At 62.3% G+C, this 14,939-nt stretch carries 3 protein-coding genes; 1 reads left to right on the top strand and 2 read right to left on the bottom strand.

All coding sequences use genetic code 11. The annotated features are described in order from the left end of the window. Positions 1-65: 65 nt before the first annotated feature. Both J2X66_RS23575 and J2X66_RS23570 read right to left on the bottom strand, forming a co-directional pair. Positions 66-878: an alpha/beta fold hydrolase gene (locus tag J2X66_RS23575; protein ID WP_310269161.1), complete on the bottom strand. Its 813-nt coding sequence runs from the start codon at positions 876-878 to the stop codon at positions 66-68. A 182-nt stretch (positions 879-1,060) separates the two neighbouring features. Continuing rightward, complete coding sequence (locus tag J2X66_RS23570) at positions 1,061-14,044, bottom strand: non-ribosomal peptide synthetase (RefSeq protein WP_310269159.1); 12,984 nt, start codon at positions 14,042-14,044, stop codon at positions 1,061-1,063. Between the two features lie 284 nt (positions 14,045-14,328). Here J2X66_RS23570 and J2X66_RS23565 point away from each other — a divergent pair, with 284 nt between their 5' ends. After that, on the top strand, positions 14,329-14,877 hold the full coding sequence (locus J2X66_RS23565; protein ID WP_027925770.1) for an RNA polymerase factor sigma-70: 549 nt from the start codon (positions 14,329-14,331) through the stop codon (positions 14,875-14,877). Positions 14,878-14,939 lie beyond the last annotated feature (62 nt).

Genomic DNA, 14,939 nt, shown 5'->3' with positions numbered 1-14,939 from the left:
TCCCACAGGTGATCGCATTCACCCTGTGGGAGCGAGCCTGCTCGCGAAGGGGCCAGCAAGATCAACTAATTTCTCTCAGCCAAAAACTTCTCCAGCACCTCAGTGACAAACCCGGGATTCTCCAGACTGGAGATGTGCCCCGCCTCCGGCACCAAAACTGACGGACACCCAATCAACCCAGCCATTTCCTTCGCTTCCGACGGCGGCCGCGGCTTGTCCTGATCGCCACACAGCACCAGCGTGGTTTCGGGATTCAACGCCCCCAGACGCGGCAACAGATCATCACGCGCAAACGTAATTCGCCCCATCGGCACCACGCTGTCACGCAGACGCTCGGGCGGCAGCGCAGCCAGTTTGGCGCGGAAGTCCTGATACAGCGCCGACTGCGGATCGATGCCCGGACGGAAGAAAATCGGCACCACGATGTCGAGCAACGGCGCCGAGATCACGCCGGTGTCTTCAATCTGTTTGAACAACGAAAAATAGTATTGGCGAGTCGGTTCCGGCTCGACCCCGAGGTAGGTGTCCATCAGCACCAGACCGTTGATTCGCCGCGGTGCGGACAGCGCCAGCCGTGCGCCCCACATGCCACCGACCGACAGGCCAACCAGCGTGACGCGATCGATGTCCAGATGATCAAGCAGCGCCAAGGCCTGGCGCGCAATGTCGTCCAGCGTTTGCGTGCCTGCGGGCAGCGGGCCGGATTCGCCGTGGCCCCACAGGTCCAAGGCGATCACCCGGTAGTGCGGTGACAGGGCAGCAATCTGCGGGGCCCACATGGCCTGGTCCCACAGGTAACTGCCGGCCAGCAGGACCGCCGGCCCGGTGCCTTGATCCAGATAATGGAGGGGTTGGCCGTCGATCGTTGCGAAGGGCATTGACTGTTTCCTTGGTGAAAACTGGAGTGGGGAGACTGTGCTGCGGTGGACCCATAGTCAACACTCTAAGTGTCTGTACCGGCCCCACCGCGAGTAAGCTCTCTCCCACATTGGTTCTGCAAACACAGATCAAATGTGGGCGCTGGCTTGCCTGCGATAAGGCCTTGCCAGACACTAAAGAATCAGGACCCTTCCAACTCCGCCATCAAGTCATTCAGCCGATCCACCTTCTCCTCGGTGATGTCATTCGCCGCCAATCCATCAATGTATTCAGCCAACTCCACCACCGTGCTGCACTCGAACATCGCTCGCAACGGCACATCCCTTTGCAGCGCTTTCTGCACCCGCGAAGCAATCTGTGTCGCCAGCAACGAATGCCCACCCAATTCAAAGAAGTTGTCGCGCACACCGACCTTCTCGACTTTCAACACCTCAACCCAAATGTCCGTCAGCGTCTGCTCCAGATCATTGCGCGGCGCCCGATAATCCTGGCTCTGCAACTGGCCGATCTCCAGCGCCGGCAGCGCCTTGCGATCGAGTTTGCCGTTGGCGTTGAGCGGCATGCGATCCAGCCACAACCAGTGCAACGGCACCATGTATTCCGGCAATTCGGCGCGCAGGCGTTGCTTGATCCGCTCCAATCGTTCGCTGGGACTCAAGGCTGATTCAGCCGCGACCAAATAACCGACCAGATGTTTACCGTTCACCCCTTCCTGCACCCCCACCGCCGCTTCGCGGACCTCCGGCTGTTCGTGCAGGCGCGCTTCGATTTCCCCCAGTTCGATGCGGTATCCGCGAATCTTCACTTGATGGTCGATACGCCCGACGTACTCCAGCACCCCGTCACTGCGACGACGGGCCAGGTCGCCCGTGCGATATAACCGATCCCCCGGCGCGCCGAACGGGTTCGGCACAAACACCTGCGCGGTGCGCAACGGATCACTCACATAGCCGCGACCGACACCCGTACCGGCCACGCACAACTCGCCCACCGCGCCCAACGGCACCAGTTCCAGCGCGCCATCGAGCAGGTACAAACGGTTGTTGTCGGTGGGTGTACCAATCGGCAAATAGCTGCCGCGTGTCGAGGCCAGGTCGACACGGAAGAATGCCACGTCATCCGAGCATTCCGCCGGGCCATAGGCATTCACCAGCCCGATCTCCGGGTAGCGCTGCAGCCATTGATGCGCCAGCTCCGGTGGCATCGCTTCACCGGTCGGCAGCATCCAGCGCAAGCCGTCGAGGCCCATGCGTTGCTGGGCGAGCATGCTCTGGATCAGCGACGGCACGCTTTCCAGCACGGTGATGCCTTGTGTCGACACATGGGCCAACAGGCCCTGTGGATCATGGGCGATGGTGTTCGGCACGATGTCCACCCGCGCACCGAACAACGGTGCGGCGAGGAATTGCCAGACCGAAATATCGAAGCTTTGCGAGGCGGTCTGGGCGATCACATCGGCATCGCTCAGGTTCAGGAAAGGCACCTTGCTCAACTGGTTATTGAGCATGCCGCGCTGCTCGACCATCACGCCTTTGGGCAAACCGGTGGAGCCGGAGGTGTAGATCACATAGGCGAGGTTGTCCGGGCCGCTGTAAACACCCGGATTCGCCACCGATGCAGCGCTCGCCTGCACCTCTTCCCAGACCAACAGCTTAGGCCGCTGGGCGCAACCGAACTCGTCCAGCAATGCCAGCGCCTGTTCGCGACAGGCCTGAGTGCACACCAGCAACGGCGTGCGGCTCAGGTCGATGATCCGGCTCAGACGCTGACTTGGCAGCCCCGGGTCCAGCGGCAGATAACCCGCGCCCGCCTTGAAGCTGCCGATGATCATGCCGAGCAGATCGAGGTTACGTTCAGCCAGCAGCGCCACCGGTTGATCCAGCCCGACCCTGGCCGCGATCAACGCATGACCGAGGCGGTTGCTGCGCTGATTCAGTTCGACATAACTGTGTCGCTGATCCAGGCAACTGGCGGCAATCCGCTGCGGATGCCGGGCGACCTGCGCTTCGAACAACGCAACATAGCTCTGTTCCAGTGGGTAGTCGTGCTCGCTCTGGTTGCAGCCGTGGATCAGGAAGTCCTGCTCCTCGGCGCCCAGCAAAGGCAAGTCGGCCATGTCGCCATGGAAACCGTCGACCAGCGCCAGCAGCAAACGCTTGAACTCGCCGAGCATGCACTCGACGGTCGATTCGTCGAAATAACGCTGGTCATAAGACAGGTGCAGCCCCAGGTCATCCCCCGGATAGCAGACCGCCGTCAGCGGGAAGTTGGTGTGGGTACGGCCCGAATCCGACGTGGCATTGAGGCTCTGTGCACGGTCCAGCACCGAGACTTCCACCGGGGCGTTTTCGAACACGAACAGGCTGTCGAACAGCGGTTGGCCCTTGGGCAACTCGCTGTTTTCCTGAATGCTCACCAGCGGCAGGTATTCGTACTCGCGCAGCTGCATATTGCTGTCGAGCAAACCGCTGAGCCATTGGCGCACGCTGCAACGCTGACCGTCTTCGGGTATTTTCACCCGCAACGCAATGCTGTTGATGAACAGCCCCACGGTGCGTTGCATCTGCGGCATGTCCACCGGGCGTCCGGCCACGGTGACGCCGAACAGCACGTCGCGATCACCGCTCAAGCGGCGCAGCACCAGCGCCCACGCCGCCTGGGCAAAGGTGTTGATGGTCAGCTGATGCGCCTGCGCCAGTTCACGCAATTGCGCACCGTCACGGGCATCGAGCCGCGTATAGCGGTCGCCGACGATCATGCCGCCGCTGTCGCCGGCGTGTTCGCGCAGGAACGGTCGATCACTCGGGATCGGCGTGGTGCATTCGAAGCCTTGCAGGTTGGTTTTCCACCACTGCCGCGCCTCGGCCAGGCTCTGGCGTTGCAGCCAGCCGATGTAGTCGCGGTAACGCGGTGGCACGACCAGTTGCGCTTCCCGGCCTTCGCCGAGGGCGGTGTAGATTTCGAAGAAATCGTTCATCAGCAGCGAGCGGCACCAGGCATCGATCAGGATGTGGTGGTTGCTCATCATGAACCAGTAACGCGCCGCGCCGACCTTGATCAAGCGCAGGTGGAAAGGTGCCTGATTGAGCAGATCGAACCCGGCTTCACGCTCGCTTTTGAGCAGCGCTTGCAGTTTCGGCTCTTGCTCGGCTTCGGCAATTTCCGTCCAGTCGAGGATCTCGATTGGCGTGCTGCCGGGTTTGTGGATCACTTGCAGCATGTCTTCGCCGACGTTCCAGCAGAACGATGCTCGCAGGGCTTCGTGGCGGGCGATCACCGCTTGCCAGGCCTGGGCGAAACGCTGCGGATCGAGTGCGCTGTTGATGCGGTAGCGATCCTGCATGTAGTAAAGGCCGGTGCCCGGCTCGAGCAAGGTGTGCAGCAGCATGCCCTCCTGCATCGGGGTCAACGGGTAGACGTCTTCGATCATGGCGGCCGGAACCGGCAGGGCATCGAGCTGTGGCTGAGTCAGTCTGGCCAGCGGGAAATCCGACGGCGTCAGGCCGCCGGCATCCTCCTGCAAGCAATGCTCGATCAGGCTTCGCAGCTCGCCAAGATAAGCGTTGGCCAGGTCGGTGATTGCTTGCGGATCGTGGCGTTCGGCACTGAAGGTCCAGCGCAGCACCAGTTCACCACCGTAGACCTGACTGTCGACGCTCAGCTCATTGGGCAGCGGCGCGTGCGGATTGTGGGCCGCGCCGACTGCTTCATCCAGCGGGCGGAACAAGGCATCCGCGCCAAAGCTCTGGTCGAACTGACCGAGGTAGTTGAACGTGATCGGCGCTGCCGGCAGTGCGGCCATTGCCTGTCGGCAGAGGTCGTCGGCCAGATATCGCAAGACGCCATACCCCAAACCCTTGTGCGGTACGGCGCGCAGTTGTTCCTTGATCGCCTTGATCGAGTCGCCCTGCCCGCCCATCGGCGTCAGTCGCAGGGGATAGGCGCTGGTGAACCAGCCCACGGTGCGGGTCAGGTCGATCTCGTCGAACAGGGTTTCGCGGCCGTGACCTTCCAGTTGAATCAGCGTCGATTCGTCGCCGCTCCGGCGGCACATCACGCGTGCCAGTGCCGTCAGCAGCAGGTCGTTGACCTGCGTGCGGTAAGCGCTCGGCGCCTGTTGCAGCAATTGCCGGGTGCGCTCGCTATCAAGGCGCACACTGACGGTATGCGCATGACGATTCTGCTGGCCGCCCTGAGGATGCTCGCAGGGCAATACAACGCTTGGGCCAGCCAGTTGCGACTGCCACCAGCTCAACTCTTCACGCAGGGATTCGCTGCCGGCGTACACCTGCAAACGCGCCGCCCAGTCCTTGAACGCACTGGTTTTCGCCGGCAGGTTGACCGACTGCTGTGCGTCCAGTAGCCGGTAAACCGTTTGCAGATCCTCCAGCAGCACGCGCCACGAAACGCCGTCGACCACCAGGTGGTGAATGGCGATGAACAGCCGTTGATGTCCCTCAGGCCCATCGACCAGCAGCGCACGCAGCAGCGGACCTTCTTGGAGATCAAGACTGCGCTGGGCATCGGCGAACAGCGCGGTGCAGGGGTCCATCGACGAAACACGTAGCTGCCACAGCACGGGGACATCGGACAGCGGTTGGTACTCGGCGCGCCATTGCGCACCGGCTTGGGTGAAGCGCAGGCGCAAGGCGTCATGCTGTTCGATCACCGCCAGCAGCGATTGCTCAAGAAGATGAGGCTCCAGCGTCACGGTCGGTTCCAGCAGTAACGCCTGATTCCAGTGTTGGCGCTCGGGGATGTCGGTATCGAAGAACCAATGCTGTATCGGCGTCAGACGCGATTCGCCGGTGAGCAGTCCCTGCTCGGCGGTGACCTGCTCGGTGCAGGTGGCCACGGTGGCCAGGGTTTGTACGGTCTGGTGCTGGAACAGGTCACGCGGACTGAAATGAATGCCCTGCTGCCGCGCCCGGCTGACCACCTGGATCGACAGAATCGAATCGCCGCCCAGTTCGAAGAAGTTGTCGTTGAGGCCGACCTGCGCGACGTTCAACACTTCGCACCAGATCGCGGCCAAGGTCAGTTCCAGCGCATTGCTCGGCGCCACGTACTGCTGACGGTTCAGTTCCGGGTCCGGTGCCGGCAAGGCGCGGCGGTCGAGTTTGCCGTTGGCGGTCAGCGGCATGCTGGCCAGCAGGACCAGGTGCGTGGGCACCATGTAATCCGGCAGTTGGAATTTGAGGTGCGACTTGAGGGCGTCGCGCAGTGCGGCTTGTTGCGCTTCGTCCTGCTCGGCCACCTCGGTGACCAGATAGCCCACCAGTTGCTTGCCGCTCGGTGCGTCGAGGGCCAGCACCACGGCTTCACGGATGGATTCATGTTCCAGCAGACGAGCCTCGATCTCGCCCAACTCGATGCGGAAACCGCGAATCTTCACTTGATGGTCGATACGCCCGAGGTACTCCACCAACCCATCGGCACGCTGACGTACCAGGTCGCCGGTGCGGTACAGGCGTCCGCCATTGTTGGCGAACGGATCAGCCACAAAGCGTTCGGCGGTCATGCCCGGACGCTGGTGATAACCCTGCGCCAGACCGGCGCCGCCGACATACAACTCGCCGGTAGCGCCTTGTGGCACCAACGCCAGATCGGCGTCAAGAATGTAAGCCACCCGCGCGCCGATCACGCGACCAATCGGCACACTGCCCAAGCCTTCTTCCAGCTGTTCGGGCGCAAGACTGGCCAGCGGCATGACCACGGTTTCGGTCGGGCCGTAAGCATTGAAAAACAGACTCGGTTTGAACGCCGCACGAATCCGCGACAGGTGTTCACCGGTCAGGGCCTCGCCGCCGGTGATGCACATGCGCACCGGCAGGGTTTCGCCCCGGGTCGCCAGCCATTGCGCCAACTGGCTGCCGTAGCTGGGGGTGAAGCCAAGAATGTTGATGTGATGTTGACGAATCAAGCCGCAGATTTCTTGCGCATCCCACTGCCCCTGCGCACGCAACACCACTTGCGCGCCGCACAGCAACGGCACCAGCAAACGCTCGGTCGCGGCATCGAAGTTGATCGAGTAAAAATGCAGCTCGCAATCGTCCGGACGCATGCCGAAGCGTTCGACCACCGCCTGGCAGTGCATCGCGATCTCACCGTGAGACACCACCACGCCTTTCGGTTTTCCGGTGGAACCGGAGGTGTAAATCAGGTACGCCTGATGTTGCGGCAGACTGATAAACGGCAACTCGCTGGTCGGGGAATTGACCAGCCCGGCCGTTTCCTCTTCCAGGCACCAGCGTGCCACCGTTGCTGGCAACACACCGAGGGATTCGAACATTGCCGCATCGCTGATGAGCAAGCCGATGCCGCTGTCCTCGATCATGTAATGCAAACGGTCGAGCGGATATTCCGGGTCCAGCGGCACATAGGCACCTCCGGCCTTGAGAATCGCCAGCAAACCGATGACCATCTCCAACGAACGCTCAAGCGCCAGGCCGACGCGCACCTGCGGACCAACACCACGCTCGCGAAGCATCCAGGCCAGTTGATTGGCGCGGCTGTCGAGTTCGGCATAGCTCAGGGTCTGCCCGGCAAAGGTCAGGGCCGGCGCCTCCTTGCGCACCAGCGCCTGCTCGCTGAACAGATGATGAATGCACTGGTCGAGGCGATGCTCACCCGGTTCGACGCCAAGGCTATCGAGCAATGCTTGTTGTTCGCGGGTGTCCAGCAACGTCAGTTCACTGAGGCGCTGTTTCGGATCGGTCAGCAATGCGTCCAGCAGATTGCGCCAATGCCCGGCCATGCGCGCGATGCGCGGTTCATCGAACAGATCAGTGCTGTAGGTCAGGCAGCAACCGAGGCGATGATCGAGGTCGGTAACTTCCAGGTTGAGGTCGAACTTGGTCGCCCGCGCATCGTTGGCCAGGTACTCGACGGTCATGCCGGCCAGGGTGCGGCTCTGCTGGAATTCCCAGCGCTGCACGTTGCACATCACCTGGAACAACGGGTTGTAAGCGGCGCTGCGCGGTGGCTGCAACGCTTCCACCAAGTGGTCGAACGGCAGGTCCTGATGGGACTGGCCTTCGATCACGGTGTGGCGCACCTGCTCAAACAATTCACCAACGGACATCTGCCCGTCGAGTCGGCAACGCAGCACTTGGGTGTTGAGGAACGCACCGATCAGCCCTTCGCTTTCCGGACGAATCCGGTTGGCCACCGGCGCACCGATGCGCAGATCAGTCTGGCCGCTGTAGCGATAAAGCAGCACGGCGAGCGCGGCGGTCATGGTCATGAACAGGGTCAGACCGTTTTGCGCATTGAAGGCCCGAACGCGCGCCGCCAGGTCATCGCTCAGGTCGAAACGGAACAGTTCGCCCCGGTGGCTTTGCACCGGTGGGCGTGGACGGTCCGCCGGCAGTTCCAGCAGTGGATGTTCACGGCCCAGTTGTGCAGTCCAGTAGTCGAGTTGGCGCTGACGCTCGCCGGCCTCAAGCCACTGGCGTTGCCACACGCTGTAATCGAGGTATTGCACCGGCAGCGGCGCCAGTGGTGATTCGCGGTCATCGACGAAAGCTTCGTAGAGCGCGCTCAATTCCCGGGCAAAGATGTCCATCGCCCAGCCTTCGGTAACGATGTGATGCAGGGTCAGCACCAGGTAATGTTCGTGCCCGGCAGTCTTGACCAGGCAGGCACGCAGCAGCGGGCCGGTTTCCAGATCGAACGGCGTATGCGCCTCGTCGTCAGCCAGTTGCTGGACGCGCTGCTCGCGGACATCGCCCGCCAGTGCGGAAAAATCCTTCCAGCCCATGCGCATTCCGGCTTGCCCATGCACCTGTTGCCGGGCCACGCCGTCGACGCTAGGGAACGTGGTGCGCAGGGTTTCGTGGCGCATGATCAACGCTTGCAGCGCCGCTTCGAAACGCCCGACATCGAGTACGCCACGCAGCCGCGCCATGCCACCGACGTTGTACGCCGGGCTGTCCGGTTCCATCTGCCAGAGGAACCACATGCGTTGCTGGGAATAGGACAGCGGCACCGGTTGGCTGCGGTCGACCTGCTCGATCGGCGGTTGCTCGTTGGTCTGGCCGCTGACCTGAATCAGCCGAACCTGCTCGGCGAATGCGCCCAGTTCACGGTTCTCGAACAACGCACGCAGCGGCAATTCGACGTCGCAGGCCTGGCGGGTGCGGGAAATGATTTGTGTGGCCAGCAACGAGTGACCGCCGAGGGCAAAGAAGTCGTCACGCAGACCGATTTGCGTCTGGCCCAGCACTTCGCGCCAGATACCGGCGATCTGTTGCTCCAGCGCCGTGACCGGTTCGACGTGTTCGCACACGTGCCATTGCGGCTCGGGCAAGGCGCGACGGTCGAGCTTGCCGCTCGGGCTCAGGGGCATTTGCTCCAGACGCATCAGCTGCGCCGGGACCATGTATTCCGGCAGCTCGGCGGCCAGCGCGGTGATCAGGCGTGAGGCCTGGGCGTCTTCGGTTTCGCTGGTTTGTGTGGCGGTGTAGTAGCCGATCAACTGCCCGCCGACTGCCGTCTCGCGCACCAGCACCACGGCTTGTGCAACGCCCTCCTGCGCCAGCAACCGCGCTTCAATCTCTTGCGGTTCGACACGGAAGCCGCGCAATTTGACCTGCTGATCGAGACGACCGAGGTATTCGATCACGCCGTCAGCAGTCCAGCGCGCTCGGTCGCCGGTGCGGTACAGACGTGCGCCCGGCTCGCCCAGCGGATCAACGACAAAGCGTTCGGCAGTCAGGCCCGGACGCCCCAGATAACCACGCGCCAGCCCGATGCCGCTGATGCACAGTTCGCCGGGTACGCCGGCCGGTACGGGGTTGAGGTCGCTGTCGAGCACGCGGCAGATGACGTTGCCCAACGGACGGCCAATCGGCGAACACTCGCCATCGGCCGTGGTGCACTGCCAGTGGGTGACGTTGATCGCGGTCTCGGTCGGGCCATAACGGTTGTGCAGTTGCACGGCGGGCAATTGTTCCAGCACACGGTTGCGCAGTTCGGCCGGCAAGGCTTCGCCGCCGGAGAATACGCGGCGCAGGCTGGTGCACTCAGCGGTGAGCGATTCGTCGATAAACAACGAAAGCAGCGGCGGTACGAAGTGCAGCGTGGTCACGCCGTACTGCTGAACCAACTGTGCAATGCGATGCGGATCGCGGTGTTCACCGGGGTCGACCATCAGCAAACGGGCGCCGGTGATCAGCGGCCAGAAGCACTCCCACACCGACACGTCGAAACTGATCGGCGCCTTTTGCATCAGCACGTCGGTGTCATTCAGGCGATAAGTGTCTTGCATCCATTGCAGTCGCTCGGCCAGCGCCGCGTGAGTGTTGCCGACGCCCTTCGGCTGACCGGTGGAACCCGAGGTGTAGATCACGTAGGCGAGGTTGTCGCCCTGCAAATGCAGCCCCGGCGCATGGTTCGGCCAACAGTCGAGGTTGAGCGCGTCCATGGCAATCACGCTGACACCCTCGGTGGCCGGCAGACGTTCAAGCAACCCGGTCTGGGTCAGCAGCAACTCGACGCCGCTGTCGCCGAGCATGTAGGCCAGGCGTTCGGTCGGATAGTCCGGGTCCAGTGGCACATACGCGCCACCAGCCTTGATGATCGCCAGCAGGCCGATCAGCAATTGCGGCGAACGCTCGGCAGCGATGGCCACGCACACGTCCGGGCCGACACCTTTGTCGCGCAGGTAATGCGCGAGGCGGTTGGCGCGGCTGTGCAGGTCGGCGAAGTCCATGGCGCCACCGTCCCACACCAGGGCGGTGCGTTCCGGTGTCAGTTTCGCCTGCTCGTTGAGCCGTTGCGGCAGCCATTGGCTGGCCGGCGTGCAAGGCGCCGCGCTCCAGGCAGTTTGCTGATCGTGCTCACTTGAGGTCAGCAGCGGCAGGTTGCCGATGGCGGTGTCGGGTTGTTCGCAAATGGCGTGCAACAGGTTGCTGAAGTGTTCGGCCAGACGGGTGATGGTCGATGCCTCGAACCGTTCGCTGGCGTAATCGAAGGACAGGCTGAGGCGACCCTTTTGATCTTCCTCGCTGTGCAGTTGCAGGTCGAACTTGGCTTCGCGGCTGTGCCACGGCAACTCTTCGACGAGCAATCCCGGCAGCCGGCGCAGTGCGCTCAAGTCCCGTTGCTGGTGGTTGAACATGACCTGGAACAGACCTTGTTCGCGGGCTTGCGGGTACGCTTCGAGCAGTTGTTCGAACGGCAGGTCCTGATGCGCCTGGGCGCCCAATGCGTGCTGACGGGTTTGCGCCAGCAGCTCAACAAAAGGCTGTCGCGAATCCACTTCGGCACGCAGCACCTGGGTGTTGATGAAGAAGCCGATCAGCCCTTGCGTTTCAAGGCGTGGACGGTTGGCATTCGGCACGCCGATGCGGATGTCGCGCTGGCCGCTGTAGCGGTGCAACAGGGTCTGGAACCCGGCGAGCAATAGCATGAACGGGGTTGAGTCATGCGCCTGTGCGGTCCGGCGAATGGCGTCGCTCAAGGTTGCGTCCAGCTTGACGGAATGCCGCGCCGCGCTGCGAGTGTGCTGTGCCGAACTCGGGTGGTCGGTGGCCAGGTTGAGCGTCGGATGCTCATCGCCCAACCGCGCTTTCCAGTACGCCAGTTGGCGCTCACCCTCCCCTTGCGCCAACCATTGGCGCTGCCAGCTGCCGTAGTCGGCGTACTGCGTCGGCAAGGCGGGAAGTGTTGCTTGTTGTCCCTGGGAAGCTGCGGCGTACAGGCGCGAGAACTCGTCGATCAACAGGTTCAGCGACCAACCGTCGGCGATGATGTGGTGCATCGTCAGCAGCAACTGGTGATCTTCATCGTCGAGGCGCACCAGCGTCCCCCACAACAGCGGACCTTTCTCCAGATCGAACTGAGTACGCGCTTCGTCCTCACGGATTTGCTCGGCGCGAGCTTCACGCTCGGCGGCCGGCAGGTCGCTGATGTCGATCAATTGCAGGTTGAACCCGGCAGCGGCATCCACCTGTTGCAGCGCAACGCCGTCACGCTCGAAGAACCGCGTGCGCAGGGATTCGTGGCGCTCGATCAGTTGCTGGAAGCTGGCGCGCAACGCGTCTCCATCCAGCTCGCCGCGCAAACGCAACGCACCGGGAATGTTGTAGGCGCTGCTGTGCGGATCGAGTTGCCAGGTGATCCACAGGCGGTTTTGCGCCAGGGATTGCGGCATTGCGTCGGTGCGCGACAACGGGGTGATCGCGCCTTGGGCCAGGCCGCCATCCTGTTGTTGCTGAGCCACAGCGCTGGCGAATGCGCCGAGGGTCGGTGCTTCGAACAACAGACGCAGGTTCAGCTCCAGGCCGAGTACTTCCCGCAGACGCGCGACCACCTGGGTGGCGGCGATGGAGTTGCCGCCAAGCAGGAAGAAGTGGTCGTCCGCATGGATCTGTTTGACCTGCAATTGTTCGCACCAGATCTGGCCGATCAGGGATTGCAGCTCAGACCCGGACTCGGTGTTTGCTTCACGCTCGGTGGCCGCTGACGGAAACAGCGCATAGCTGTCGAGACTGCCCTCCGCCAGACGATGGCGGCACGCCGAGCGCTGCAACTTGCCGCTCGACGTCTTGGGCAGCGCCCCCGGATTGAGCAGCACCACCACGCTCGGCGCTTCTTGATACGCTTCGGCCACGACTTGGCGGATGGCTTTGATCAGCGCTTCGGGCGCCAGGATTTTCTGCACGCTGCGGCTGATTTCGGCGGCGACACCAATGCCTTCCTGACCGTCGATATTGACCGCGAATGCCGCGACGCGACCTTTGCGCACCACCTCCACTTCACGCTCGATAGTCTGCTCGATGTCCTGCGGATAGAGGTTGTGCCCACGAACGATCAGCAGGTCCTTCAAGCGCCCGGTGATGAACAGTTCGCCGTCGCGCATAAACCCCAGGTCGCCGGTGCGCAACCAGGTCTGGCCGTTGTGCTGGACGAAGGTCTTGGCGCTGGCCTCGGGGTTGCGCCAATAGCCGAGGGCGATACTCGGCCCGGCGGCCCAGACTTCACCGACAACATTCTCGGCCAGTTCAGTGAGCGCAACCGGATCGACAATCAGCACTGCGTGATCCGGCTGGCTGATGCCACAACTCATGATCGCGCTGCCCTCGCCCGATTCGGCGCGGTTTTGCGCCAGGGCTTGATCGTCTACGCGCAGGTTGCCAATGCCCTGGCCCCGGGGGCTGCCGGCCACGAACAGCGTCGCTTCGGCCAAGCCGTAGGACGCCATGAAACTGTCCGGGGTAAATCCGCACGTGGCGAACTTCTCGGCGAAGCGTTCCAGGGTGTCGAGACGAATCGGTTCGGACCCGGAGTACGCCACACGCCAGCCGCTCAGGTCGAGCCGTTCCAACGCCGATTCGCCGACCCGCTCGCTGCACAGCCGGTAGGCAAAATCCGGTCCGCCGCTGATGGTGCCGCCGTACTCGCTGATCGCTTCCAGCCAGCGCAGCGGCCGGCCGAGGAAGTACGCCGGCGACATCAACACGCACGGCACGCCGCTGAAAATCGGCTGCAACAGACCGCCGATCAAGCCCATGTCATGGTACAGCGGCAGCCAGCTGACGATCACGTCATCAGGGTTCAGATCAATGCCAAAGCCGTGGCGAATCAGCACTTCGTTGGCCACCAGATTACCGTGGCTGACTTGTACGCCTTTGGGCACCGCGGTGGAACCGGAGGTGTATTGCAGGAAGGCGATGTGGTTGCCTTCGAGGTTTGGTTCGACCCAACGATCCGCCAGTTCAACATTGAGAGTGTCGACGCAGAGCAGCGGCGGCGCGCCTTCGATCTGCCGCAACGCGTCGCACAGATCGGCGCTGGTCAGCAGCAAACGCGGTTGGGCATCGCCGATGATCGACAGCAGGCGTTCCAGATGATGACGCTTGGCAGACTCCGGCGGATAGGCCGGCACCGCGATCACGCCTGCATACAGGCAGCCGAAAAACGCGGCGACGTAATCCGGACCACTGGGAAACAACAGGACCGCGCGATCGCCAAACGCCCCCTCGGCTTGCAACGCACATGCAATGGTTCGCGCGCGCTGATCCAGTTCGCGATAACTGAGGACTACCGCCTGATCCGGGGTTTCGGCAAGAAAACGCAAGGCCACCCGATCCGGCGTCAGGGCCGCGCGGCGCTGTAGGGCTTGGACCAGTGTGCTTGGGATTTCGAACGCGTCGGTCATGAGGTTTCCTGCCTGATTTCGGCTTGCAAGTGGAATCGGTTTTCTAACCAATGAGAACGGATGACATCTGCAAATAATTAGTCGACAGGCCGGATAGCCAGCACGGATGGAGGGTGCAAGCGAGGACGTCGGCGTGCAGCAGTTCGCACTTTGCACCACCGAAGCGCATTACTTCTCTTTCTCAATTGACAATCATTATCATTCAACTTAATTTGTCGCTCGACGTGTCGGGCGGCACCGGTTTCGTGCCGTCCCACCAACCTATTGGCAGCAGGGTGATTTCCATGACGGAACAAGTATCCACAAGCAGGTGCGATTCACCGCTACTTCAGGCCTTCGTCGACAATCGACTGATTCTGGTCAAGATTGCAGCCCGCATCACCGGTTGCCGGTCACGCGCCGAAGACGTGGTGCAGGATGCATTTTTCCGGCTGCAATCAGCACCGGCGATCACGTCATCGTTCAAGGCTCAGCTCAGCTACCTGTTCCAGATCGTGCGCAACCTGGCGATCGACCACTACCGCAAGCAGGCGCTGGAGCAGAAGTATTCCGGCCCTGAAGAGGAAGGTCTGAACGTGGTGATCCAAGGCGCTTCACCCGAAACCTCGCACATCAACTTCTCTACCCTTGAGCACATTGCCGATGCACTGACGGAGCTGCCGAGCCGCACCCGTTACGCCTTCGAGATGTACCGCTTGCACGGGGTGCCGCAGAAGGATATCGCCAAGGAACTCGGCGTATCGCCGACCCTGGTGAACTTCATGATTCGTGATGCGCTGGTGCATTGCCGCAAGGTGTCGGGGAGTCGGGCGGATACTTTTGCTCGTCGTTAAGATCTGGATTCTGTGGTGCCCCCATCGCGAGCAGGCTCAAGACCAATACAGGTCTTGAGTCA

The organism is Pseudomonas sp. 3296, from assembly GCF_031456615.1.
In the GTDB taxonomy this organism is placed as follows: Bacteria; Pseudomonadota; Gammaproteobacteria; order Pseudomonadales; family Pseudomonadaceae; genus Aquipseudomonas; species Aquipseudomonas mucoides.
This window is presented reverse-complemented; position numbering and strand designations above follow the sequence as displayed.

What these genes read in the sequence shown, in the direction of transcription:
- J2X66_RS23575 (WP_310269161.1), bottom strand. Translation starts at nt 878, where the DNA reads ATGCCCTTCGCAACGATCGACGGCCAACCCCTCCATTATCTGGATCAA.
- J2X66_RS23570 (WP_310269159.1), bottom strand. Translation starts at nt 14,044, where the DNA reads ATGACCGACGCGTTCGAAATCCCAAGCACACTGGTCCAAGCCCTACAG.
- J2X66_RS23565 (WP_027925770.1), top strand. Translation starts at nt 14,329, where the DNA reads ATGACGGAACAAGTATCCACAAGCAGGTGCGATTCACCGCTACTTCAG.